Source organism: Mycobacterium sp. NGS35, from assembly GCF_059812855.1.
The window spans coordinates 965,095-987,768 of the sequence record NZ_JCALDL010000001.1; the positions used below are offsets into that span (position 1 = coordinate 965,095).

Consider the following 22,674-nt stretch of genomic DNA (forward strand, 5'->3'; position numbering starts at 1 on the left):
CGGTCAGCTCGGGCGCGACTTTCAGCTCGAGCTGAACCGGAACCGCCGGCCGGTGACCGCGGTCGGCAACACACGCACATAATGCGTCTTCTCGGTTGCCGTCCAACTCTGTAGCTGTGCTTGGTCGGCCTTCTCGACGTCCGCGTCGTCGCGCACCGTACGGGCGGTGCCTCTGACGATCACGCTCCACCCTTGCGCCGGGCCGTGATCGTCGGCCTCGAAGAGCACCTGGTTGTTGATCGCGGCGCTCACCAGCTTGGTGCCCTCGGCGGTGCGGAACAGCACCGTGCGGTCTTGCACGGCGAAGTTCACCGGGAAGATCTCCGCACGCCCGTCGACGGTGGTGACCAGGCGGCCCAGCGGCACGCTGGCCAGCAGCTCCCAGCATTCGCTGACTGAGAGGATGGTGACCGGGTCGTCGTTGTCAGCCATCAGCCGAGCACCGAGATCGCGCGGGCGACATACGTCATGGCCGTCAGTCTAGGGGTGTAACCGACTGCGAACGCGTCGTGATGCGGCATTGTAGGCACCGTGAATGTCGCCGAGCTGCTGCAGTCGATTCCGCCGCTTGCGGTGTATCTGCTCGTCGGCGGCGTCATCGGCGTCGAAAGTCTCGGCGTCCCGCTGCCCGGGGAGATCACGCTCGTCAGCGCGGCGTTTTTGGCCTCGCGACACACACTGGACATCAACCCGGTCGCGGTCGGCGCGGCCGCCACCGTCGGCGCGATCGTCGGCGACACCATCGGTTACACGATCGGTCGCCGGTTCGGCATGCCGCTTTTCGAACGGATGGGAAATCGCTTCCCGAAACATTTCGGCCCGGGGCATGTGGCGCTGGCCAAGAATCTGTTCGCGCGCTGGGGTGTGTGGGCGGTGTTCTTCGGGCGATTCATCGCGCTGCTACGCATCCTGGCCGGCCCGCTGGCCGGCGCGCTGCACATGCCCTATCGACGATTCCTGGCGGCCAACGCCACCGGCGCAGTGTGCTGGGCCGGCGGCACAACCGCTGTCGTCTATTTCGCGGGCCTGGCGGCCGAACACTGGCTCTCCCGGTTCTCCTGGATAGCCTTGGTCGTCGGGATCGTGTGCGGAATCGGATTCACCTGGTTTCTCCGGGAGCGGACCGCCGAACGCATCGCGCAGCTGGAAAACGAACACGACTGGGAGACGCTCAAGCGCCCCGGACAAACGTCGTCGTAGCGTGAATGTGGTTGTAGCGCATGAGCTTCGCGGCGCTATTAACCGGTCAGTGCAGGGCGCTGCCTTTGCGCCACTGGTCCCATGGAACGGTCCAGTCGCCGTTCTGCTCGATCCTCAGCGGAGGTCCGCCGGTGTTGCGGACCTCCACCACATCGCCGGGCCGAGAGAAGTTGTAGAACCATATTGCGTTGTCGGCGTTGAGGTTCAGACAGCCGTGTGACGTGTCGGTGTTGCCTTGGGCCCACACGGTGCTGTCCAGCTCGTGCAGGTAGATGCCGTCGATGCTGATGCGGGTGGCGTACTTGATGGTTTCGCGGTAGCCGAGCCGCGAATTGATCGGCAGGCCGAATGTCGAGGAGTCCATGATCACCGGGTTGCCCTTGTCCAGCACGGTGTAGATCCCCGGTGGTGTCCAGAACGACAGGGTGCGGCCGCCGATCTGCTGTGTGCCGCCCATGCCCATCGAAGTGGGCATGGTGCGCACCAGCTTGCCGTTCTCGTAAACGCTGACCTGCTTGGTGTTGTCGTCGGCGACGGAGATGTGCGCGTCGCCGATGGAGAACGACACGTGGGCGTCTTCTTGACCGTAGAGGCCGTTGCCCAGCGCGGCGCCGTAAATGTTCGCAGCCACAGTGACTTTCGTGCCTGGCGTGTAGTAGTGCTCGGGGCGCCAGTGGGCATTCTGGTCGTCGACCCAATACCACGATCCGGTCACCGGAGGTGAGGTGGTGACGGTCAGCCGTCGCTCCGCGGCGGCGCGGTCGGAGATCGGTTCGTCGAAGTGCGCCACCACGACGATTCCGACCCCGTAGACACCGCCGTCTTGCAGCGCCGCACCGGACGTGGTGTCGAGATACACCTTGGCCTGATTGCCCGGGGTCAACGTGGTGAACGTCGACACTACGGTGCTGGGTACCCCGCCGGCGCCGCGGCCGGTGGCCGTAATCGTATATGTGCGGCCATATCCCAGCGGCACAGCAGGCTTCCACGTCGTGCTGTCCGGAGTCATGATGCCCTCGATCGGCTTGCCGGCGTCGTTGACCATCCGGACGCTCACCAGCGTCCCGTTGGCAGCGCTCACGCTCACGGGTGCCAGGGGATCGACGTTGCGGGCGTCGCGCCCCGGCGTGATCGTGATCACCGCAGGCGCAGGCGACGGCGTGGCGGCGGTCCCGCCGACGGTTGCAGAACAGTCCGTCGTGCAACGCAGCAGCATCGCGCTCGCCACCGTGATCGAGGTCGCCGACATCACGATGACCGCGGCGACGGCCAAGACCCGCAGGCTGTGGTTTCTGATCACGAGGTAGCTGTTCCTGGAAGGCGAAATGCGAAAGACGTTTGCTTCAAGGGTATCTCGGCTGTGGTTCGGCAGTCGGCTCGTGCGGCGGATCGGCTGTCGACTTGCTGCCGCTGAGCCGCGCGGCGATGCACAGCAGTGCAGTGCCCAACAGGGCGGCACCGATCGCGTCGGTGACGTAGTGGTAGCCGCACAGCACCACACCCGCCGCGCCGAGCAGGCTCGCGATGAGCGCCGCGGTCAACGCCCACCATCGCGCACCCGCGACCAGCAGAAGTGCGCCCGTCACCACGATGACCAGGGTGACGTGCCCGCTCGGGTAGGCCAGCGCGGCGCCCTTGTGCCGGCCGAAAAGCCGTTTGAGCACCTGCACGACGATGATAGCCACGACCGGGCTCACCGTGACCACCGCCGCCAGCTGCCACCGCCGCCGGTAGAGCGCCACCGCTGCGCAGGCCGCGAGCACCGCGCCGAGGAACGGCCAGTCGGTGAACACCAGCAGCGCAACGGGTCTGATCGCGAGCGCCCGACGCAGATCGTGCAGAAACCAGTCGTCCACTGCGGTGGACCGCTTGCCCACCGCCCAGCCCAGAAGCAACATTGCCGCCACTGCGACCGGCGGCCACCACAGCAACAGCCGGGTCATTGCCGCATCGCCGCGGCGACCTCCTGCTCGTCGACTCGGCGGCTGTCAGCGACCAAGGCCATCAGGCTGCCGGCAAAGCTCACCAGCGCCACGGCACCGGCCGATATCGCGAGCGACGGACCGGCCATGGCAAGCCCCGCCAGAAACAGCGCGAAGGCGATCACAGCGACCATGTTGAGAAGAAGCCCAACGGTGCTCAGCGCCTCGGTCGCTGGCTCGTCAACTCTGCGGGCCGGCTCGGCCATGGTCTCCTCCTGTGTGTGGCTAGCTGCGGCCGGAAGGTACCCGCCGTCCGGGTACAGCAAACCTCGGCATGCCGCCGGTCACCTGGTTTCTTGGGGGCGCAGGAACACGTCATCGAAGGTCACGGTGCGCAGGCGGCGGCTGCGGATGACGTCGAGCAGCTTTCCGTACACAGCGGTGACCGGCATGTGGTTGAGGTGTCCGATCACGATGTTCTGCGGACGGAAGTAGGTCTCGGCCATCTTCAGGATGAAGTCCTCGGTGACCACGGTGGAATCGGCCAGCGAGCCCGACCACATGGTGGTGATCGTGTAGCCCAGGTCGGCGGCGACCGCCTCGACAGCGCGGTTGTGCCGGCCGTAGGGCGGCCGCAGGTAAGGCCGCGCGTCGACGCCGAACGTGTTCTTCAGAAAGGCATGGTTGCGGTTGATCTCGTCGGCGATCCGTGCGGAGCTCAGCGTGGTGAGATCGGGATGCGACCACGTGTGGTTGCCCAACTGGATATGGCCTGATTCCACCAGCGGCCGCAGCAGCCGGGCGTTGTCGGTCCAGGACTGGTAGATGCCGTTGACGAAGTAGGTCAGCCGCACACCGGTGTCACGGGCGAATTCGGTGTAGCGGCGCACCACCTCGGTGCTGACTCCGTCGTCGACGGTCAACGCGAGCAGGTCGCCGTCGCCGGGAAGGACCGACAGCACGCCGCGTGCCGGCAGCGCGACGCGGCTCGCGGGCGCTGGTGGCGGCAGCAGCGACTCCGCTGCGGGTGGCGCCGGGGGCAGAACCTGCGTAGGCGCCACGGGCACCGCCGGCGCGCTCGCCGCGGCCAGTTGCGGGGGCGAGCCGAACAGATAGCGCTGCACCTCGGCGGCAGTGGCCAATGACGGCGGTAAGAAGAGCGCAGCGGCTAAGCCGGTCAGAAAGCCCCTGCGGTTCATCGGCTCGAAACGGTAGCACCGTGGCGACACATTCGCTGACTCTGCGAATCCGCCAGAAATGACTGGGAATCGGCTGGCAGGCCGGCCGGCCGGAGCGGCTGGAACCTTGCGCGTCGCCGTCGGTGGCATGCTGGCGATGTGGGTGCGGTGTTCCGCCTGCTGGAGTTCTGGTGGGTGCTCTTGCCCGTCGCCGGGGCTGTGGCTGCGGTGATGCGGGCGCTGCGCGAACGCGACGACCGCGGTCGCGGCGATTCCGTGGATACGCCGGACACCTCGGCGGCCGACCGGCGCCGGGCGATGTACCGGCGCGAGCTGGCGCGCGTGGTCAAGGAACACGAACGCACTGATGCCCGGTGGCTGAGCTACGAGCTGGACGCCGTCAAGCTTCTCGACTTTCCGATGATGACCGATATGCGCGACCCGCTGACGGTCGCGTTCCACAAGGCAAAGCTGCGTGCGCAACTTCTCCGGCCCGACGGCATCGACGACATCCTCGACGATCCGGAAGCACAGCAGCGGTACAGCGACGCCGTGCGCGACTACGTGACCGCCTTCGAGGTGGCGGAGTCGGAGGCGATCCGGCGGCGGCGAAGCGACTTTGCGCCCGACGACCGGCAGCGGCTGGGGCGCGCGCAACAGTTGCTGCGGCTCGCGGCGGATCCGGCGGCGACCCCGGAGGAGCGCAGGCGCGCCTACGACCGAGCCGACAAGGAACTCGACGGGCTCGTTGCGTTGCCCGCTCAGACCCGCGCCGGCATCGAACGGCGAGTGCTCGGTGAACTCGACGACTAACCGGCGGCCGCTTGTGATTCGCGGGTCAGCGGGTGTAACTGCGGCCGCTATCTCTTGCAGGGCCGGAGTCGACGGCCTCAGATCTGACACGAAAGGCCACCGATGAACGCCTACGAGCGTCCGCTCGCCCGCCTGACCGCGACCCGTGGGCCCGGCGCAGTAGCACTGATACGCCTCTATGTCGGGGTGGTCTTCGCCGGTGAAGGTGTCCTGAAGTTTCTGCGCCCAGACGCGCTGGGGCCCGGGCGTTTCGCCAAGGTGGACATCCCCGCAGCCTCGTTCTTCGCCTATCTGGACGGCGGTTTCGAGATCGGGTGCGGTGTTCTTATTCTGCTCGGACTGCTCACCCGGCTGGCGGTGCTGCCCATGATCGTCGACATGGTCGGTGCGCTGCTGATCACCAAGGTGCCGCTGCTGTGGGGCGCAGCAGCGCTGTATCCCCACGAGCGCGGCCTGTGGGACTTCTTCCACGAGGGCCGACTGGAGTTCGCGATGCTGTGCGGCAGCCTTTTTCTGCTGGCCGTCGGGGCCGGTGCGTACTCCGTCGACGCCCGATTCGGCAACGCCGGAGAAAGGGTGCGTGAAGATGACGCCGGTGCCGCGTCAGTAGCGCGATAGCGGGCGGTATCCGCAGAAAGGCTGCCAGTCAACAGCTTCCGATGCTCGCCCTACCCCGTGGGGCGCGGGAAGAACGGCAGATGCGGTCCCACCGTCACGGTCTGAGTGACGGTGCTGGTACTGGTCTCGGCGCTCGGCGCAGCCGTGGTGGTCGTCGCGGTGTCGGTGCTCGGCGGCGCCGTGCTGGTCGTGGTGGTGTCGGTCGTTGTTGCGGTGTCGGTGCTAGGTGTCGGCTCGGTGACCGCGGTGCCGTTCTGCGTGACGACGGTCGTCGCGGTGGTGCCGCTATATGCCGGCGCTGCAGCCGACGTGGTAACCGGCGTGCTGCTGGCAGTGACGGAAGTGGTTGTGGGCGTTGGGGATTGGGAGGAAGTCGAAGTGAGCCGAACGATCGCGACCAGCACGGCCGCAAGAGCCAACGCGACGACCGCCCCCAGGCCGACGAGTACCGGCGGCCGGCGGTACCACGGTGTCGGGATGGGGTTTTGCGGCGCGGAGTCGTGACCGCTGAATCGGGCGGCCTGCGTGGGCTCAGAGTAGTAGTCGTCGTTTTCCGGGTATCGCGGCACGCCGGCAGATGCTAGCGGCGGTTCCTGGCAATTTCCTCCGGACTCCACGACGGTTGGCCCACAACCCGATTCGAAGATTCACAGCGTCGAACAGCCTGGACATAGACCACGCACAGCTGATACCTAACTGGCACAGCTAGATTCGCCGAGGTCGGGGGTTGATCGAGTCCCATAGGTCTGACCCCGTGCCGCCGCCATGGGGACCACCACCGCCACCGATCGACTACGTCGGATTTCCAGTGCAGCCGGTCTGGGATCCCGGCTTGCGCCAGTGGGGCATCTGGTTCTTCGGGATCTGGATTCCGTTGTAGCCGCGGGCAAGATCTCGCCCGTCATCGACCTCAAAACCACGGCGGCGCATTGCGGAGCGTCGCCGTGGGTTGTCGGTGTCCCGGGATACGTTGGCCGGCGTGAAGAAGGCGTTGGTGGTCGCGTGCTGCGTTGCGTTCGCATTCGGCTACCGGTCGAGCGGAAAGCTCTCGGGCGCAGCAATGTTCGTCGCCCTATTCCTTTTCGCGGCAGTACTGGTCAGGTTGGTGTCAAAGCGCTGGCGCGATGCCCTCTATCTGATGTCGGGTATGCGACGCATCGATGCGATGAGCGGTCTGGAATTCGAAAAGTACGTGGCGGCCAAGTTCAGATCCGCGGGGTATCGCGTGTCAGAGACGCGAACCACTGGTGATTTCGGAGTGGATCTCATCGCGCGAAAAGGCGGCACGCGCATCGCCGTTCAATGCAAACGACACAACCGCCCCGTCGGCACCGCGGCGGTGCAGCAGGTGGTGTCCGGCGCGGCGCTGCATCGCTGCACGTCCACGATGGTGGTGTCCAACCAGGAGTTCACCCCGGCGGCGGTCATGCTGGCGCGCACGCACCAGTGCAAGCTGGTGGGCCGGTCGCGGCTGCGGACTCTGCCCGTGTGAGCGCCGAGTCACGCGTCGGCCCAGCGGGTTCCCGGCACCCGTGGAGGGTCAGCTTTCAGGTGCGAGTTGGTGGCTGTGGACGAATACCAAGTCACCACTGTCGAGCCGCACCGCCCAGCGTCGGGGCGGACCCGCGAAATGGCGGCCCCCGATGTCCACACCCTCTGCGGGCACGTCACCGAAGTCCTCGACCACCACGCCCGCCGCCTCTTCGTCGGTGCCGGGATACACCCGCACCCGCGTGTCCACCGCTATTCCTGTTGCGCCATCCCGCTCACCACGGGCCTCAGCTTCGTCCGCCACTGCCCCGCCCTCCGTCCAGTCAGGTTTTGACGCCTCAGCAAGTACACCACGAAGCGACCACAACACCTGCCAGCCACGCTTCCGGCGATTACCCGCGCTAAAGCGTCGCAACGCAAAATCGGCCGGCGGAAATCGGCTGTACTTTGACGCTGCGGGTTCCTAGCGTCGCGGTGGTGTTGTCCGTGCCGATACTGGGCTTTGCCACGGGTTTGACGCTCATCGTGGCGATCGGCGCGCAGAACGCGTTCGTCCTGCGGCAAGGCATCCGCGGCGAGTACGTACTGGCCGTCGTGGCCGTATGCACGCTCTCCGATGTCGTGTTGATCGCGGCCGGCGTCGCCGGCTTCGGTGTGGTGGTGTCCGCGCACCCGTCGACGGTCACGGTCGCACGGTTCGGTGGCGCGGCATTTCTGATCGGCTACGGGCTCCTGGCGGCGCTGCGCGCACTGCGCCCCAGCGGCCTCACACCATCGGAGCAGTCCCCGCAGCGTGTGGTCGGCGTGGTACTCACCTGCTTGGCGCTGACGTTTTTCAACCCGCACGTCTATCTCGACACTGTGGTGCTGCTGGGTGCGCTGGCCAACGAACAACGAGATGGCCGTTGGCTTTTCGCTGTGGGTGCGATGGCCGCCAGCGCGGCGTGGTTCACCACGCTCGGATTCGGTGCCCGCCGGCTGGGCAGCGTGTTCACGTCGGCCAAGGCGTGGCGGATTCTCGACGGGCTGATCGCGGTCACGATGCTGGCACTGGCCGCAGCCCTGATCGCATAACGTCCTCATTTCCCGTGATTTCGCGTGCGCCCGGGCTACGCTCACCGGGATGCAACTGCTGAGCAGGCGGGGCCTTTTCAAGCTGGCGGGCGTGGGGGCGGCTGGAGCGACCGGGCTCCTGGCACTGGCCGCGTGCTCGTCGGAAAAACGCAACAGCGGCTCGCCGACGTCGGTGACCGTCAAGCATCAGTTCGGTGAGACCACCATCGCCGCACCGCCCAAGCGGGTGGTGAGCGCGGGCTTCACCGAACAGGACGACTTGCTCGCGGTCGGCGTCGTGCCGATAGCGGTCACGAACTGGTGGGGTGATCAACCGTTCGGCGTGTGGCCTTGGGCGCGACCGAAACTCGGCTCCGCCCAACCGGCGATCCTGTCGCTGGACAACGGAATCGAGTTCGACAAGATCGCCGCCCTGAAACCGGACCTGATCGTCGCCACCAACGCAGGCGTGGACCAAGACAGCTACACCAAGTTGTCCGGCATCGCTCCCACCATTGCGCAGTCCGGCGATCAGCCGTTCTTCGAGCCGTGGAAGACCCAAGCCACCGCGATCGGGCAGGCCGTGTTCCAGGCGGACCAGATGACGTCGTTGATCAGCGACGTCGACAACAAGTTCACCGAAGCCGGTAAGGCCAACGCAGAATTCAAGGACAAGAGGGTGCTGCTGCTGCAGGGCAGTCTGTACCGCGACAGCATGGTGGCGACGCTGCCGGGCTGGCGCACCGAGTTCCTCAGCCAGATGGGATTCGTCATCCCCGACGACATCAAGCAGTACGGGGTGGACGACCAGCGCGCGATGATTCCGCGGGACAAGGCCGTCGACGCGCTGGGCAACGCCGACGTGGTGATCTGGACGACGGAAAGCGACGACGACCAGGCGCGGCTGCAAGCCGATCCCGCGTTTCAGCAATTGAGGTCCACGGCCGGCAAGCGCAACGTGTTCACCGGCAAGGACTTGTCCGGCGCAATCGCGTTCTCGTCGCCGCTGAGCTTGCCGTTCGTGGCCGCGCAACTGCCGCCGCTGCTGGCCAAAGTGCTCGGCTGAGATGACGCCGGAAACCCAGATCGCCAACCTGCTCTACAGCTACGCCGAGCGGATGGACTCAGGCGACTTCGCCGGTGCCGCAGAGCTTTTCAGGCACGCCCGGCTGCGTGTCAGCAATGCGGAGACCGTGGACTCCGACACCATGCTGGCGCTGTGGCGCGCGATGGTGACGATTCACCCGGACGGCACTCCACGCACCAAGCACCTCGTCACCAACCCGATTATCGAGGTCGACGACGACGCCGGCACTGCCACGTGCCGCAGCTATTACACGGTGCTGCAGCAGACCGACGACTTCCCGCTTCAGATCGTGGTGGCCGGCCGCTACCACGACACATTCGAGCGGGTCGAGGGCCGTTGGCGATTCCGCTACCGCGACTACACGCTGATGGACCACGTCGGCGACATCAGCCGTCACCTCTCGCAGCCGGGTTGAGCTCGCGGTGTTTGGATGGTCCGATGACCGCCGACACCCGCACCCAGCACGAGCCCGCCACCGGCTACGCCTCGGTGGGGTCGGCCTATTATCCGGTGCTCGTCGGCGCATTCACCGGTCTCGTTCTGATCTCCAACATCACCGCCACCAAGGGCGTCGCATTCGGGCCGATCATCGGCGACTGGTCGATCATCACCGACGGCGGATTCATCCTGTTCCCGCTGACTTACGTGATCGGCGATGTGCTGTCCGAGGTGTACGGGTTTCGCGCCACTCGACGCGCCATCTTCGTCGGCTTCGCGATGCAAGCCCTTGCGGCCGCCGCCTTATGGACGACGATCTTTCTGCCTGCTGCCGACTTCTACACCAATCAGGACGCACTACGCACCGTCGTCGGCGCGTCGACACAACTGATCGTCGCCGGGCTGGCCGGATTCGTCTGCGGGCAGACGCTCAACTCGTGGGTGGTGGTCCGGATCAAAGCCCGCACCAAGGAGAAACACCTGTGGGCGCGGCTGGTGGGCTCCACCGTCGTCGGCGAGTTGGCCGACACGGTGGTGTTCTGCAGCATCGCGGCGGGAGCCATCGGGATCAACACGGCGCGAGACTTCATCACCTATGTTCTGCTCGGCTGGATCTACAAGACCGGCGTCGAGGTGGTGGTGCTGCCGATCACCTACCGGGTGATCGCCTACATCAAGCGCCGCGAGCCCACCTACCGCCCGGCCGGGTGAGCAGCTCGAGGCACCGCTACGGCAGTTCCGGCAGCGCACTCGAGCTGGGTGACCTGGCCCGTATCCGGGGCTACCGTGGATGAATGGGCGTCGCAACGGATCTGAGGATGCTCGAGTACGGCGACCATGCCCTGTTGCTGGAATGCGAGAGCACCGCCGACGTGCTGGCCTGGACAGCAGCGCTTCGGGAAGCGGAGCTCCTCGGTGTCACCGACATCGTGCCCGCATCACGAACCGTCTTGGTGAAAGTGGCCGCCGCCCGCTACCTTCCGCGCGCGCGGCGGCGAATCGAGAAGCTGCGCGTGGCCTCCAGTGACGACGTCGTCACTTCCGCCAACCCGGACGTCGTCCTCGAAGTCGTCTACGACGGAAGTGATCTCGAGGAGGTGGGCCGACTCACCGGGCTCGGCGCGTCCGGCGTCGTCGCCGCGCACACCGGTGCGCTCTGGCGGGCGGCGTTCGGCGGATTCGTTCCCGGCTTTGCTTACCTGGTCGGCGGTGACCCGCGACTGGCCGTGCCCCGCCGTGACGAGCCGCGGACCCGGGTGCCGGCCGGATCAGTCGCTCTCGCAGGCGAATTCAGCGGTGTGTATCCGCGGGAGACGCCCGGCGGCTGGCAGTTGATCGGGCATACCGACGCGGTGCTGTGGGACATCGACCGGCCAGCACCGGCACTGCTCACACCAGGGATGACCGTGCAATTCAAGGCGGCGCAATGAGTGCGATCACGCTCGAGATCATGCGCACCGGCCCGCTCGCGCTGGTGCAAGACCTCGGCCGGCCCGGGCTGGCCCACATCGGTGTGACGAGGTCCGGCGCCGCGGATCGCCGCTCCCACACGCTGGCCAACCGTCTGGTGGCCAACCCCGGTGACCGCGCCACCATCGAGGTGATGTTCGGCGGCTTGTCGGTCCGGGTCCGGGGCGGCGACGTGGCGATCGCGGTCACCGGCGCCGACGCCGACCCGGCCGTCGACGGAATTCCGTTCGGCGCCAACAGCATTCATCGCGTCCACGACGGACAGGTGATCTCGCTGGGTACACCGCGCACCGGGCTGCGGAGCTATCTGGCGGTGCGCGGCGGCGTCGACGTGGCCCCGGTGCTGGGATCGCGCAGCTACGACGTGATGTCGGCGATCGGGCCTGACCCGCTGCAACCGGGCGACGTGCTGCCGATCGGCGCACACACCGACGACTTCCCCGAGCTGGACCAGGCGCCCGTCGCCTCGCTTGCCGAGCAGCTGGTCGAGCTGACCGTCGTCCCGGGTCCGCGTGACGACTGGCTGGCAGATCCGGACGCACTGGTGCACACCGAATGGGTGGCGTCCGACCGCAGCGACCGCGTGGGAATGCGCCTGGCCGGCACACCGCTGGCGCTGCGCTGGCCCGAGCGGCAGCTGCCCAGCGAGGGCACGACGCGCGGTGCGATTCAGGTGCCGCCCAACGGGTTGCCGGTGATCCTGGGCCCCGACCACCCGGTGACGGGCGGCTATCCCGTCGCGGGGGTGGTCACCGACGCCGACATGGACAGGGCGGCGCAGATTCGCCCCGGTCAGACCGTCCGCTTCCGCTGGTCGCGACCGCGGCGCCGGCGCGCAGAGTTGTGGTAGACCCGAGGATGTGCGCACTCAGGTCCACGCCGCCCGCCTGATCCACACCTCCGATCTGGACAACGAGAGCCTGCACAACGCTCATCAGCTGCTCGTCGACGCGTTCGAGGGAGATTTCACCGACGACGACTGGGACCACATCCTCGGTGGCATGCACGCTCTCGTCTACCACCACGGCGCGCTGATCGCGCACGCGGCGGTGGTGATGCGCCGGCTGCTGTACCGCGGGAGGCCGCTGCGAGCCGGTTACGTCGAAGGCGTTGCGGTCCGCGAAGACTTCCGCGGACAAGGGCTGGGCAGAGCGTTGATGAACAGCTCCGAGCAGGTGATCCGCGGGGCCTACCACCTCGGTGCTCTCAGCCCGTCCGAATCCGCGCGCCACCTGTATGTGGGTCGCGGATGGATTCAATGGCAGGGCCCGACGTCGGTGCTGGCGCCGACAGGGGTGAAGCGCACGCCCGAGTCAGACGGCTACGTGTTCGTGCTGCCGGTCGACGTCTCGCTGGACCCGACCGCAGATCTCGTGTGCGACTGGCGATCTGGCGACGTCTGGTAGCAGGCGTACGTTGGGAGGGGTGACGAACCCGACTGCCTTTCGCCCTAGTCCTGAGACGTTCGACAAGCTCTATCGAGGTGAGCCCACGTTCGAGGGCGCTCCCCCGCCGACCGGAATCCCCTGGGACGTCGGCCAAGCGCAGCCGCGGCTGATGGAGCTCGAGGCGCTGGGTGGCATCTCGGGAGAAGTACTCGACATCGGCTGCGGACTCGGCGACAATGCGATTTTCCTTGCGTCGCGGGGTTATTCGGTCACCGCGCTCGACGGGTCGCCGACTGCGATCGAGCGCGCGCGCACCCGGGCGGCGCAGGCGGGCGTGCATGTGACGTTCGGGGTGGCCGACGCGACGGAGCTGACCGGTTACGACGGCCGCTTCGACACCGTGGTGGACAGCGCGCTGTATCACTGCCTCGACGACGACGGCCGGCTGGCTTATGCGGCTGCCCTGCACCGTGCCACGCGGCCGGGCGCGCGCTGGCATCTGTACTGCTTCTCCGACGGCAACGTCAACGGGGTGATCGCACCACTTCGAGCGGTGCCCGAACACAACATTCGCGACACCTTGACGGCCAACGGCTGGCGGATCGAATTCCTGGGGCCGACGACCTACCTGGCCAATACCAGTTCGCTGAGCGGCGATCCGGACAGCCTTCCCCAGCAAATGCGCGAGCAGATCCCGCGGGAGCAGCTGGAGCAGATGCGCGACGTGGCCGCGCGGTTTGCGGCGATCGTGCCGCTGGTCGACGACGGACGTGTGCATCTCCCGTTCACGGTCGTGCATGCGGTTCGGGTGGGCTGAGCGCGTTCGCTACTGGCGAACACGCAGCGGAACTTAAGCGTGGTCGACTCAAGTTTTATTCGGTGAAAGGCCGGCATCGGGCCGGCCAACCGCACAGAGGAGGCAACGATGAGCAACCTCAGCTTGTGGACGCGGCCGGCATGGAATCTCGACCGCTGGGTCAACGATCTGTTTGGGCCTTCCGCAGCTAACGACTGGTTCAACGGCTCGTTCACCCCGTCCGCCGAGATCGTCAGGGACGGCGACGACGCGGTCGTGCGGGTTGAGCTGCCGGGTGTCGACGTGGAGAAGGACGTCACCGTCGAGGTCGACAACGGCGCGCTGGTCATCCACGGCGAGCGCCGCGACGAGCACTCGGAGGAAAAGGACGGCCGCACCCTGCACGAGATGCGCTACGGGTCGTTCCGACGCGCGTTCGCCATGCCCAAGCACGTCACCGGTGACGCCGTCACCGCCAGCTATGACGCCGGCGTGTTGACCGTGCGGGTAGCCGGTGCGTATGCCGGCAGCGAGCCGAAACGCATCGCGATCGAAAGCAAGTAACCGAAAAGCCCCCGAAAAGCCCTCACGTTCGGGGGCTTTCGTCATCTCTGCGTTCGTCAGCGCCAGCGCTGCAGAATTTCTCGCGCCCGCGACGCCAGCGCGGCTTGCCAGAACGGGCCGAAACTGATCCGTCCCACGCCGAGCGGACCGAACGAGGCCGGGTCGTCTTCGTCGGGTCTGGCGATCGCGTTGACCGGAAGCGGCAGTTCGCTTGTCAGCCGCCGCAGCGTGTTGGGGTCGTGGCGTCCGACCGGATAGAGCACATCGGCGCCGGCTTGCGCCGCCGCCGTCAGCCGCGCGACCGCCCGGTCCACCCGGTCGGCCTCGTCACCGTCACGGCGCAAGAACACGTCCGTGCGAGCATTGATCACCACATGCACGCCGGCCGCATCGGCCGCCGCCCGAAGGTGACCGACCAGCTCGGCGTGCTCCTGCGCCGACCTCAGCCGCTTACCTTCGCGATGCACGGTGTCCTCGATGTTGAACCCGACCGCTCCGACGCCCAGCAGCCCGTCGATCAGCCGCTGCGGGGTCTCGCCGTAGCCAGACTCGACATCGACTGAGATCGGCACGTCGACCGCGGCGGTGATCTGCGCGACGCGGGCAAGCAGGTCGTCGAACGCCATGCCTTCGCCATCGGGCTTGCCCACGGAGTCGGCCACCGGGTGGCTGCCGACCGTCAAGGCCGCGAACCCCGCCTCGACGGCAAGGTTCGCCGACCAGGCATCCCACACCGTCGGCAGCACCACCGGATCGCCTGGCCGGTGCATAGCCAGCAGCGCCGACGCGTGCTGACGAAGTTGCTCGGTGCTACGCGTCACTGCCGCGCCTTCCTGATCGATTCCGTGACAGGTTTCACGCAGGACACCATTCTGTGGCTCGCGCTGCGTGTCGTACTGTGCTCTTGACACCTTCAGCCCAAGGAGGACCGTTGTCCAGCTCAGCCGAGCTTGCCGAGCTGCTCCATCTGGTCGGTGGTGTCAGGCAGTACGTCGTGTCGACGAAGTCTCAGCTCGAAGACGTTCCGCCGACGCGCCGCCTGGCCGACGACGCCGACATCGACGCAGCCGAGCTGGACGTGGAACGCGCCGCACAGCGGCAGACGGGAGAAACGATTCCTGTGCCGGACATCCAGTACGACACCGACTTCTGGCGTGATGCCGACAGCGAGCGCGTCGACGACCAAGCCGGTGTGCGATGAGCGCCCCGACCAAGCCGGGCCAAGGTACCGGAGTTTTCTCGCCGACGCGGGCAGACCTGCCGCAGCGCACGCTGCGCACCGACAAGTGGTGGCTGCCGACGCTGTGGACCGACCTCGGGTTCGCCACGTTCGTCATCTACGCCACCGTGCGCGCGTTCTGGGGCAGCGGCTACTACGTCAAGGAATACAACTACCTGACGCCGTTCTACTCCCCGTGCGTCAGCACCGGCTGCGTCGAGGGGTCCAGTCACTTCTGGCCTCAGTTCCTGCCTGACTGGTGGTGGTTGCCCTACGCCGCCGTGACATTGCCCTTCCTTCTCGCCTTCCGGTTGACGTGTTACTACTACCGCAAGGCCTACTACCGCTCCGTGTGGCAGTCGCCCCCGGCTTGTGCTGTGGCAGAACCACATTCAACCTACACCGGCGAGACCCGGCTACCACTGCTCCTCCAGAACGCACATCGCTACTTCTTCTATGCGGCGTTCATCATTTCGTTGATCAACACCTACGACGCAATCGTGGCTTTCCACTCCGACCACACCGCAAGCGGTTTCGGCTTCGGGTTGGGCAACGTCATTCTCGTCGTCAACGTGATCCTGCTCTGGATCTACACGCTGTCGTGCCACTCGTGCCGGCACATCGTCGGCGGCCGCCTCAAGCACTTCTCCAAGCATCCGGTGCGGTACTGGTTCTGGACACAGGTCAGCGTGCTCAACACCAAGCACATGCAGTGGGCGTGGATCACGCTGGGGACGCTGATCCTCACCGACCTCTACATCATGCTGGTGTCCAGCGGCGTGATCCACGACCTGAGATTCGTTGGCTGACAGGCTTTCCCACAAAGACATAACGGAGTTTTCCATGGTTGAAATCGAACGGCACTCCTTCGACGTGGTCGTCGTCGGCGCCGGCGGGTCGGGCTTGCGCGCGGTCATCGAGGCACGTGAACGCGGCCTGAAGGTGGCCGTGGTGTGTAAGTCGCTGTTCGGTAAAGCGCACACCGTGATGGCGGAGGGCGGCTGTGCCGCAGCCATGGGCAACGCGAATCCAAAAGACAACTGGCAGGTGCACTTCCGCGACACCATGCGTGGCGGCAAGTTCCTGAACAACTGGCGGATGGCCGAGCTGCACGCGCGCGAGGCGCCGGATCGGGTGTGGGAGCTGGAGACCTACGGCGCGCTGTTCGACCGGACCAAGGACGGCCGGATCAGCCAGCGCAACTTCGGCGGCCACACCTACGCGCGGCTCGCCCACGTGGGTGACCGCACCGGCCTGGAGATCATCCGGACCATGCAGCAGAAGATCGTCTCGCTGCAGCAGGAGGACAAGGCCGAGCTGGGCGACTACGAGGCGCGCATCAAGGTGTTCGCCGAGTGCACCATCACCGACCTGCTCAAAGACGGCGACCGGATCTCGGGCGCGTTCGCCTACTGGCGGCAGAACGGGAAATTCGTGCTGTTCGAGGCGCCGGCGATCGTGATGGCCACCGGCGGAATCGGCAAGTCCTACAAGGTGACGTCGAACTCGTGGGAGTACACGGGCGACGGGCACGCGCTGGCGCTGCGCGCCGGCGCGACGCTGATCAACATGGAGTTCGTCCAGTTCCATCCGACCGGGATGGTCTGGCCGCCCAGCGTGAAGGGCATCCTCGTCACCGAAGGCGTACGCGGCGACGGCGGCGTGCTGAAGAACTCCGAGGGCAAGCGGTTCATGTTCGACTACATTCCTCCGGTGTTCAAGGGTCAGTACGCCGAGACCGAGGAAGAGGCGGACCAGTGGCTCAAGGACAACGACTCCGCGCGCCGCACCCCTGACCTGTTGCCGCGCGACGAGGTCGCCCGCGCGATCAACAACGAAGTCAAGTCGGGCCGCGGCACCCCGCACGGAGGGGTGTATCTGGACATCGCGTCGCGGCTGTCGCAGGCCGAGATCCTGCGCCGGCTTCCGTCGATGTACCACCAGTTCATGGAGCTGGCCGAGGTCGACATCACGAGGGAGCCAATGGAAGTGGGCCCGACCTGTCACTACGTGATGGGCGGCATCGAGGTGGATCCCGACACCGGGGCCGCCAAGGTGCCCGGGTTGTTCGCGGCTGGTGAGTGCTCGGGCGGCATGCACGGCAGCAACCGGCTGGGAGGCAATTCGCTGTCGGACTTGCTCGTGTTCGGCCGCCGCGCAGGGCTGGGCGCCGCCGACTACGTGCGGAGCCTGAAAGACCGTCCGGCCGTGAGTGATTCGGCGGTCGAGCAGGCGGCCAAGTTGGCGCTGGCGCCGTTCGAAGGGCCGTCCAATGGTGACAAGGCGGAGAACCCCTACACGCTGCAGCTCGACCTGCAAGACACGATGAACGAGCTCGTCGGGATCATTCGCAAAGCCGACGAGATCACTGAGGCGCTGGACAAGCTGACCGAGCTGCGCGAGCGGTTCAAGAACCTGAAGGTGGAAGGCGACCGGCTGTACAACCCCGGCTGGAACCTGGCGATCGACTTGCGCAACATGTTGCTGGTCAGCGAGTGCGTGGCCAAGGCGGCGCTCGAGCGCACGGAGAGCCGCGGCGGGCACACCCGCGACGACCATCCGTCCATGGACGCGAACTGGCGCAAGACGCTGCTGGTGTGCCGGGCCGGGGGCGGCGACACGGTCGTGCCCGACATCAGCGTGACGCGCGAACCGCAGGTTCCGATGCGTCCAGATCTGTTGGAGCTCTTCGAGATCGAAGAACTCGAGAAGTACTTCACCGACGAAGAGCTGGCCGACCACCCGGGACGGAGAGCGTAAATGACGTACAACGCAACGATGCGCGTCTGGCGCGGTGACGACACCAGCGGCGCACTGCAGGACTTCACCGTCGAGGTCAACGAGGGCGAGGTGGTGCTCGACATCATCCACCGCCTGCAGCAGACCCAGGCGCCCGACCTCGCGGTGCGGTGGAACTGTAAGGCGGGCAAGTGTGGATCGTGCTCGGCGGAGATCAACGGTCGCCCCAAGCTGATGTGCATGACCCGGATGTCGACCTTCGGCCCCGACGAAGTCGTCACCGTCACGCCGCTGCGCACGTTCCCGGTCATCCGCGACCTCGTCACCGACGTGTCCTTCAACTACGAGAAGGCGCGCGAGATCCCGTCGTTCACGCCGCCGAAGGACCTGCAGCCCGGCGAATACCGGATGCAGCAGGAGGACGTGAACCGCAGCCAAGAGTTCCGCAAGTGCATCGAGTGCTTCTTGTGCCAAACGGTCTGCCACGTGATCCGCGACCACGAGGACAACAAGAAGGCGTTCGCCGGGCCGCGGTATCTGATGCGTCAGGCCGAACTCGACATGCACCCGTTGGACACCTTGAACCGTCGCCCCGAGACGGCGGTCGAGGAGAACGGTCTGGGCTTCTGCAACATCACCAAGTGCTGCACCGAGGTGTGCCCCGAGCACATCAAGATCACCGACAACGCATTGATCCCGATGAAGGAGCGCGCGGTCGACCGCAAGTACGACCCAGTGGTGTGGCTGGGCAGCAAGATCTTCCGGCGGAAGTAGTTCTCTCGCAGGCACGTGGCCTGCGAGAGGTAGGCGCGATGTAATCGGCGCGCCGACGCGGTGGTTGCTGTCCGCTGCTGGCTGCGCCGGTCGAGGCCCGTGTTCTCGCGGGTTCATGCCGCCGGACGTGTCGGGACGTGCCGTCGTCTGCGCTGGTCACCCGCCATCTACGACCGTTGCCGAGCGCTCAACCAACCGGTTTGTTAATTAGCTCACACAGCAATTTGCGAATAAGTTACCGGCCGGTATAGTTGTGGCAGTTACTGGTGGGTAACTTAGCAGCAAGTACCCAACCACTGTGGCGCTCTCAACGAGGAGGAACCGTGAGCCACTACAAGAGCAACGTCCGCGATCAGGAGTTCAACCTGTTCGACGTATTCGGCGTTGACAAGGCGCTGGGCCAGGGCGAGTACAGCGACCTGGACGCCGACACCGCCCGCGAGATGCTGGCCGAGATGAGTCGGCTGGCCGAGGGCCCGATCGCGGAATCGTTCGTCGAGGGCGACCGCAATCCCCCCGTTTTCGATCCCAAGACCCACTCGGTGACGCTGCCGGAGGCGTTCACGAAGTCGGTTCACGCCGTCACCGAAGGCGGCTGGGACAAGGTGGGCATCGAAGAGGCGCTCGGCGGCATGCCGATGCCGCGGGCGCTCGTCTGGGCGCTGCACGAGCACATCCTGGGCGCCAACCCCGCAGTGTGGATGTACGCCGGCGGGGCCGGGTTCGCCAACATCCTCTACCACCTGGGTACCGAAGAGCAGAAGAAGTGGGCCGTGCTGGCCGCAGAACGCGGCTGGGGCGCCACGATGGTGCTGACCGAGCCTGACGCGGGTTCCGACGTCGGCGCCGGGCGCACCAAGGCCGTCCAGCAGGACGACGGGTCATGGCACATCGACGGCGTCAAGCGGTTCATCACGTCCGCTGACTCCGGCGACCTGTTCGAGAACATCTTCCACCTGGTGCTCGCCCGTCCCGAGGGCGCCGGCCCCGGCACCAAGGGCCTGTCGCTGTTCTTCGTGCCGAAGTTCCTGTTCGACTCCGAGACCGGCGAGCTGGGCGAGCGCAACGGAGTGTTCGTCACCAACGTCGAGCACAAGATGGGCCTCAAGGTCTCGGCGACGTGTGAGCTGTCGTTCGGCCAGCACGGCGTTCCGGCCAAGGGCTGGCTCGTCGGCGAGGTGCACAACGGCATCGCGCAAATGTTCGAGGTGATCGAACAGGCACGAATGATGGTGGGCACCAAGGCAATCGCCACTCTGTCGACCGGCTACCTCAACGCACTCGAGTACGCCAAGGAACGCGTGCAGGGCGCCGACATGACCCAGATGACCGACAAGACCGCTCCGCGGGTGACCATCACCCACCACCCGGACGTGCGCCGGTCGCTGATGACCCAGAAGGCTTACGCCGAGGGTCTGCGCGCGCTGTACATCTACGCTGCCACGTTCCAGGACAGCGCAGTGGCCAAGGCCGTGCACGACGTCGACGCCGATCTGGCGGTGCGGGTCAACGATCTGCTGCTGCCCGTGGTCAAGGGCGTGGGATCCGAGCAGGCATATGCCAAGCTCACCGAGAGTCTGCAGACGCTGGGCGGGTCGGGCTTCCTTCAGGACTACCCGATCGAGCAGTACATCCGTGACTCCAAGATCGACTCGCTCTACGAGGGCACGACGGCCATCCAGGCGCAGGACTTCTTCTTCCGCAAGATCATCCGCGACAAGGGTGTGGCGCTGTCACACGTTGCGGGCCAGATCGAGCAGTTCGTGAAGAACGAGGACGGCAACGGCCGGCTGAAGGCCGAGCGTGCGCTGCTGGAGACAGCGTTGCAGGACGTGCAGGCCATGGCCGCGTCGCTGACCGGCTACCTGATGGCCGCCCAGGAGGACCCGAAGAACGTCTACAAGGTGGGCCTGGGTTCGGTGCGGTTCCTGATGTCTGTCGGCGACCTGCTGATCGGCTGGCTGTTGCAGAAGCACGCCGCGGTGGCCATCGAGAAGCTCGACGCCGGCGCCAGCGGTGCCGACCGCGACTTCTACGAGGGCAAGATCGCGGTGGCGTCGTTCTTCTCGAAGAACTTCCTGCCGCTGCTGACCAGCACCCGCGTGGTTCTGGAGAACATCGACAACGACGTGATGGAGGTCCCCGAAGCGGCCTTCTGATCGCTCACGCGAAAGCCCCCGATCCCCTTGCGGGACGGGGGCTTTCGCGTTGAAGGCGGGTTCGGGGCGGCAATCGAGTGCGTCTCTCTTGTCCTGCGCTGCCGGATTTCATCTCGTCACCGGCTATTCGGATCGGCCAACCCCGAACCCGTCGTGCTGACGATGGTAGTCCTGATGACCGGTCGCCACTAGAGGAAGTCCAAAAGAAGGTCGCCACGAATTCCGGTCCGGAGAGGCCGAACCGCCGCCGGCCCCCCTCTTGCCGGCGGCGGTTCAAGCCTGGCTAATGACACCCCGTGTTGTCGTCGGGTCGGGGGGTCAGACGGCAACACGGGGCTAACCGGATATCGGCCTGGTTGGCGGGCGCGTTACAGCCCGCGACGAAATTTTTCTCGCGGCGGGCAGCCCGTGGGGCTACTCAGGCTTCCAAGATCGCCGCGACGCCCTGCCCACCGGCCGCGCAGATCGAAATCAGGCCGCGGACAGTGCCTTTGGCGCCGCCACCTTCCTTCTTCTTCTCCGCCAGCTGCTTGGCCAGCTGTGCCACAATCCGGCCGCCGGTCGCGGCGAACGGATGGCCGGCCGCGATCGACGAGCCGTTCACGTTGAGTTTGGACCGGTCGATCGAGCCGAGCGCCGCGTCGAGGCCCAGGTGCTCCTTGCAGTACTCCTCGGACTCCCATGCCTGTAGGTGACACAGCACCACCGACGCGAACGCCTCGTGGATCTCGTAGAAGTCGAAATCCTGCAGGCTCAAGCCGTTGCGGGCCAGCAGCCGCGGCACCGCGTATGTGGGCGCCATCAGCAGTCCGTCGGGACCGTTCACGTAGTCGACCGCGGCGGTTTCGGCGTCGACGAAGTACGCCAGCGGTTCGTGCGAATGCTGTTCGGCCCAGTCCTCACTGGCCAGCAATGCCACCGAGGCGCCGTCGGTCAGCGGTGTGGAATTGCCGGCCGTCATCGTCGCGTCGCCGGCATTGACCCCGAACACCGGCTTGAGCTTGGCGAGCTTCTCCACCGACGCGTCCGGGCGCAGGTTGTTGTCGCGGTACACCCCCAGGAAGGGGGTCACCAGATCGTCGAAGAACCCGCGGTCGTATGCGGCGCTCATGTTGCGATGGCTCGCGGCCGCGAGCTCGTCCTGCGCGACGCGGCTGATGCCCATCTTCTTGGCGGTGATCGCCTGATGTTCGCCCATCGACAAGCCGGTGCGCGGCTCGCTGTTGACCGGGATCTCCACGCCCAGGGTCGCCGGCAGCTTGCCCACCAGCTTGAGGCGGTCGAGGTTGGACTTGGCCCGACGCAAGCCGAGCAGCGTGCGCCGCAGGTTGTCGCCGAGCCCGATCGGCGCGTCCGAGGTGGTGTCCACCCCGCCGGCGGCGGCTACCTCGTAGCGCCCCGAGGCGATCCCGTCGGCCGCGGCGATGGTCGCCTGCAGGCCCGTGCCGCACGCCTGCTGAAGGTCGAACGCCGGCGTGTACGACGACAGCGCGCTACCCAGCACGCACTCGCGCATGAGGTTGAAATCACGGCTGTGCTTGAGCACCGCCCCGCCGATCACTGCGCCCAATCGCTCGCCTTCGAGGCCGAATCTGTCGACGAGACCACCCAGCGCGGCGGTGAACATGTCCTGGTTCGACGCCTCGGCATACGCGCCGTCGGACCGCGCGAACGGAATGCGATTACCCCCCAGAACTGCGACCCGTCGACCGGTTTTATTGCTCGCCACGTTTGCCTCCACTGTGTCTCCGGCTATGAATACCCC

28 protein-coding genes are annotated in these 22,674 nt (G+C 66.3%); 20 read left to right on the top strand and 8 right to left on the bottom strand.

The features are described 5' to 3' along the window. Positions 1-21: 21 nt before the first annotated feature. Entirely contained in the window at positions 22-432 is a 411-nt protein-coding gene (locus tag AC5Y4C_RS04730) for a pyridoxamine 5'-phosphate oxidase family protein (protein WP_499905111.1), read from the bottom strand. 99 nt (positions 433-531) lie between these two features. On the opposite strand from AC5Y4C_RS04730, the gene AC5Y4C_RS04735 reads away from it, so the two are divergent. Continuing rightward, on the top strand, positions 532-1,200 hold the full coding sequence (locus AC5Y4C_RS04735) for a DedA family protein (protein ID WP_499961886.1): 669 nt from the start codon (positions 532-534) through the stop codon (positions 1,198-1,200). A 46-nt stretch (positions 1,201-1,246) separates the two neighbouring features. On the opposite strand, the gene AC5Y4C_RS04740 is transcribed toward AC5Y4C_RS04735, so the two are convergent. From AC5Y4C_RS04740 to AC5Y4C_RS04755, 4 genes are all read right to left on the bottom strand, one after another. Continuing rightward, positions 1,247-2,416: a L,D-transpeptidase gene (locus AC5Y4C_RS04740; protein WP_499962054.1), complete on the bottom strand. Its 1,170-nt coding sequence runs from the start codon at positions 2,414-2,416 to the stop codon at positions 1,247-1,249. Positions 2,417-2,543: 127 nt separating this feature from the next. Next, positions 2,544-3,143 carry a phosphatase PAP2 family protein gene (locus AC5Y4C_RS04745; RefSeq protein WP_499905106.1) on the bottom strand — a complete coding sequence of 200 codons (600 nt, stop codon included), beginning with the start codon at positions 3,141-3,143 and terminating at the stop codon, positions 2,544-2,546. After that, positions 3,140-3,388, bottom strand: a complete 249-nt coding sequence (locus AC5Y4C_RS04750) for a hypothetical protein (protein ID WP_499905104.1) — start codon at positions 3,386-3,388, stop codon at positions 3,140-3,142. Before AC5Y4C_RS04750 ends, AC5Y4C_RS04745 begins: the two co-directional genes overlap by 4 nt. 78 nt (positions 3,389-3,466) lie before the next feature. After that, positions 3,467-4,321, bottom strand: coding sequence for a polysaccharide deacetylase family protein (locus AC5Y4C_RS04755; RefSeq protein WP_499961884.1), 855 nt, complete (start codon positions 4,319-4,321; stop codon positions 3,467-3,469). Between the two features lie 138 nt (positions 4,322-4,459). Between AC5Y4C_RS04755 and AC5Y4C_RS04760 the strand changes: the two genes are divergently transcribed. The 5 genes from AC5Y4C_RS04760 (at position 4,460) to AC5Y4C_RS04780 (ending at position 7,223) form a co-directional block, all read left to right on the top strand. After that, complete coding sequence (locus AC5Y4C_RS04760) at positions 4,460-5,113, top strand: hypothetical protein (RefSeq protein WP_499961883.1); 654 nt, start codon at positions 4,460-4,462, stop codon at positions 5,111-5,113. A 102-nt stretch (positions 5,114-5,215) separates the two neighbouring features. Beyond that, positions 5,216-5,731, top strand: coding sequence for a DoxX family protein (locus AC5Y4C_RS04765; RefSeq protein WP_499905093.1), 516 nt, complete (start codon positions 5,216-5,218; stop codon positions 5,729-5,731). 105 nt (positions 5,732-5,836) lie between these two features. After that, positions 5,837-6,235 (top strand): hypothetical protein, encoded by a 399-nt coding sequence (locus AC5Y4C_RS04770; protein ID WP_499905089.1) that lies wholly within the window; start codon positions 5,837-5,839, stop codon positions 6,233-6,235. Between the two features lie 250 nt (positions 6,236-6,485). Then, positions 6,486-6,611: a hypothetical protein gene (locus tag AC5Y4C_RS04775; RefSeq protein WP_499905085.1), complete on the top strand. Its 126-nt coding sequence runs from the start codon at positions 6,486-6,488 to the stop codon at positions 6,609-6,611. 99 nt (positions 6,612-6,710) lie between these two features. Beyond that, a complete protein-coding gene (locus tag AC5Y4C_RS04780; protein WP_499905082.1) occupies positions 6,711-7,223 on the top strand; it encodes a restriction endonuclease in 513 nt (170 codons plus the stop codon). A 48-nt stretch (positions 7,224-7,271) separates the two neighbouring features. On the opposite strand, the gene AC5Y4C_RS04785 is transcribed toward AC5Y4C_RS04780, so the two are convergent. After that, a complete protein-coding gene (locus AC5Y4C_RS04785; protein ID WP_499905079.1) occupies positions 7,272-7,526 on the bottom strand; it encodes a hypothetical protein in 255 nt (84 codons plus the stop codon). Between the two features lie 173 nt (positions 7,527-7,699). Between AC5Y4C_RS04785 and AC5Y4C_RS04790 the strand changes: the two genes are divergently transcribed. The 9 genes from AC5Y4C_RS04790 to AC5Y4C_RS04830 all read left to right on the top strand — a co-directional run bounded on the left by AC5Y4C_RS04790 (position 7,700) and on the right by AC5Y4C_RS04830 (position 14,018). After that, positions 7,700-8,296, top strand: coding sequence for a LysE/ArgO family amino acid transporter (locus AC5Y4C_RS04790; protein ID WP_499961882.1), 597 nt, complete (start codon positions 7,700-7,702; stop codon positions 8,294-8,296). A 49-nt stretch (positions 8,297-8,345) separates the two neighbouring features. Further along, positions 8,346-9,341: an ABC transporter substrate-binding protein gene (locus AC5Y4C_RS04795; RefSeq protein ID WP_499905071.1), complete on the top strand. Its 996-nt coding sequence runs from the start codon at positions 8,346-8,348 to the stop codon at positions 9,339-9,341. Position 9,342: 1 nt separating this feature from the next. Continuing rightward, positions 9,343-9,777 carry a nuclear transport factor 2 family protein gene (locus AC5Y4C_RS04800; RefSeq protein ID WP_499961880.1) on the top strand — a complete coding sequence of 145 codons (435 nt, stop codon included), beginning with the start codon at positions 9,343-9,345 and terminating at the stop codon, positions 9,775-9,777. Between the two features lie 23 nt (positions 9,778-9,800). After that, positions 9,801-10,511 (top strand): queuosine precursor transporter, encoded by a 711-nt coding sequence (locus tag AC5Y4C_RS04805; RefSeq protein WP_499961878.1) that lies wholly within the window; start codon positions 9,801-9,803, stop codon positions 10,509-10,511. 83 nt (positions 10,512-10,594) lie between these two features. Continuing rightward, positions 10,595-11,230, top strand: coding sequence for a 5-oxoprolinase subunit B family protein (locus tag AC5Y4C_RS04810; protein WP_499961877.1), 636 nt, complete (start codon positions 10,595-10,597; stop codon positions 11,228-11,230). Beyond that, the gene (locus AC5Y4C_RS04815) at positions 11,227-12,120 is read left to right on the top strand and encodes a 5-oxoprolinase/urea amidolyase family protein (protein WP_499950379.1); all 894 of its coding nucleotides are present in this window, start codon (positions 11,227-11,229) and stop codon (positions 12,118-12,120) included. The genes AC5Y4C_RS04810 and AC5Y4C_RS04815 overlap by 4 nt, the downstream gene beginning before the upstream one ends. A gap of 10 nt (positions 12,121-12,130) precedes the next feature. Continuing rightward, positions 12,131-12,676, top strand: coding sequence for a GNAT family N-acetyltransferase (locus AC5Y4C_RS04820; protein ID WP_499961874.1), 546 nt, complete (start codon positions 12,131-12,133; stop codon positions 12,674-12,676). Positions 12,677-12,695: 19 nt separating this feature from the next. Continuing rightward, entirely contained in the window at positions 12,696-13,475 is a 780-nt protein-coding gene (locus AC5Y4C_RS04825; RefSeq protein WP_499905061.1) for a class I SAM-dependent methyltransferase, read from the top strand. 108 nt (positions 13,476-13,583) lie between these two features. Continuing rightward, positions 13,584-14,018, top strand: coding sequence for an Hsp20/alpha crystallin family protein (locus AC5Y4C_RS04830; protein WP_499905056.1), 435 nt, complete (start codon positions 13,584-13,586; stop codon positions 14,016-14,018). A 56-nt stretch (positions 14,019-14,074) separates the two neighbouring features. Here the strand turns inward: AC5Y4C_RS04830 and AC5Y4C_RS04835 are convergent, their stop codons facing one another. Continuing rightward, complete coding sequence (locus tag AC5Y4C_RS04835; protein ID WP_499962053.1) at positions 14,075-14,788, bottom strand: isocitrate lyase/PEP mutase family protein; 714 nt, start codon at positions 14,786-14,788, stop codon at positions 14,075-14,077. Positions 14,789-14,949: 161 nt separating this feature from the next. Between AC5Y4C_RS04835 and AC5Y4C_RS04840 the strand changes: the two genes are divergently transcribed. From AC5Y4C_RS04840 to AC5Y4C_RS04860, 5 genes are all read left to right on the top strand, one after another. After that, positions 14,950-15,219: an Rv0250c family protein gene (locus AC5Y4C_RS04840; protein ID WP_499905053.1), complete on the top strand. Its 270-nt coding sequence runs from the start codon at positions 14,950-14,952 to the stop codon at positions 15,217-15,219. Next, entirely contained in the window at positions 15,216-16,046 is an 831-nt protein-coding gene (gene sdhC / locus AC5Y4C_RS04845) for a succinate dehydrogenase subunit SdhC (protein WP_499905050.1), read from the top strand. The genes AC5Y4C_RS04840 and sdhC overlap by 4 nt, the downstream gene beginning before the upstream one ends. A gap of 34 nt (positions 16,047-16,080) precedes the next feature. Continuing rightward, positions 16,081-17,997, top strand: a complete 1,917-nt coding sequence (locus AC5Y4C_RS04850) for a fumarate reductase/succinate dehydrogenase flavoprotein subunit (RefSeq protein ID WP_499961872.1) — start codon at positions 16,081-16,083, stop codon at positions 17,995-17,997. After that, positions 17,998-18,750, top strand: a complete 753-nt coding sequence (locus AC5Y4C_RS04855) for a succinate dehydrogenase/fumarate reductase iron-sulfur subunit (protein ID WP_499961871.1) — start codon at positions 17,998-18,000, stop codon at positions 18,748-18,750. It begins immediately after the preceding gene. 323 nt (positions 18,751-19,073) lie between these two features. After that, positions 19,074-20,909, top strand: coding sequence for an acyl-CoA dehydrogenase (locus tag AC5Y4C_RS04860; protein WP_499961869.1), 1,836 nt, complete (start codon positions 19,074-19,076; stop codon positions 20,907-20,909). 418 nt (positions 20,910-21,327) lie between these two features. Here AC5Y4C_RS04860 and AC5Y4C_RS04865 read toward each other — a convergent pair whose 3' ends face one another. Next, on the bottom strand, positions 21,328-22,638 hold the full coding sequence (locus AC5Y4C_RS04865) for an acetyl-CoA C-acetyltransferase (RefSeq protein WP_499961867.1): 1,311 nt from the start codon (positions 22,636-22,638) through the stop codon (positions 21,328-21,330). Positions 22,639-22,674 lie beyond the last annotated feature (36 nt).

What these genes read in the sequence shown, in the direction of transcription:
- AC5Y4C_RS04730 (WP_499905111.1), bottom strand. Translation starts at nt 432, where the DNA reads ATGGCTGACAACGACGACCCGGTCACCATCCTCTCAGTCAGCGAATGC.
- AC5Y4C_RS04740 (WP_499962054.1), bottom strand. Translation starts at nt 2,416, where the DNA reads ATGCTGCTGCGTTGCACGACGGACTGTTCTGCAACCGTCGGCGGGACC.
- AC5Y4C_RS04745 (WP_499905106.1), bottom strand. Translation starts at nt 3,143, where the DNA reads ATGACCCGGCTGTTGCTGTGGTGGCCGCCGGTCGCAGTGGCGGCAATG.
- AC5Y4C_RS04750 (WP_499905104.1), bottom strand. Translation starts at nt 3,388, where the DNA reads ATGGCCGAGCCGGCCCGCAGAGTTGACGAGCCAGCGACCGAGGCGCTG.
- AC5Y4C_RS04755 (WP_499961884.1), bottom strand. Translation starts at nt 4,321, where the DNA reads ATGAACCGCAGGGGCTTTCTGACCGGCTTAGCCGCTGCGCTCTTCTTA.
- AC5Y4C_RS04765 (WP_499905093.1), top strand. Translation starts at nt 5,216, where the DNA reads ATGAACGCCTACGAGCGTCCGCTCGCCCGCCTGACCGCGACCCGTGGG.
- AC5Y4C_RS04795 (WP_499905071.1), top strand. Translation starts at nt 8,346, where the DNA reads ATGCAACTGCTGAGCAGGCGGGGCCTTTTCAAGCTGGCGGGCGTGGGG.
- AC5Y4C_RS04800 (WP_499961880.1), top strand. Translation starts at nt 9,343, where the DNA reads ATGACGCCGGAAACCCAGATCGCCAACCTGCTCTACAGCTACGCCGAG.
- AC5Y4C_RS04805 (WP_499961878.1), top strand. Translation starts at nt 9,801, where the DNA reads ATGACCGCCGACACCCGCACCCAGCACGAGCCCGCCACCGGCTACGCC.
- AC5Y4C_RS04810 (WP_499961877.1), top strand. Translation starts at nt 10,595, where the DNA reads ATGGGCGTCGCAACGGATCTGAGGATGCTCGAGTACGGCGACCATGCC.
- AC5Y4C_RS04815 (WP_499950379.1), top strand. Translation starts at nt 11,227, where the DNA reads ATGAGTGCGATCACGCTCGAGATCATGCGCACCGGCCCGCTCGCGCTG.
- AC5Y4C_RS04830 (WP_499905056.1), top strand. Translation starts at nt 13,584, where the DNA reads ATGAGCAACCTCAGCTTGTGGACGCGGCCGGCATGGAATCTCGACCGC.
- AC5Y4C_RS04835 (WP_499962053.1), bottom strand. Translation starts at nt 14,788, where the DNA reads ATGCACCGGCCAGGCGATCCGGTGGTGCTGCCGACGGTGTGGGATGCC.
- sdhC (WP_499905050.1), top strand. Translation starts at nt 15,216, where the DNA reads ATGAGCGCCCCGACCAAGCCGGGCCAAGGTACCGGAGTTTTCTCGCCG.
- AC5Y4C_RS04850 (WP_499961872.1), top strand. Translation starts at nt 16,081, where the DNA reads ATGGTTGAAATCGAACGGCACTCCTTCGACGTGGTCGTCGTCGGCGCC.
- AC5Y4C_RS04855 (WP_499961871.1), top strand. Translation starts at nt 17,998, where the DNA reads ATGACGTACAACGCAACGATGCGCGTCTGGCGCGGTGACGACACCAGC.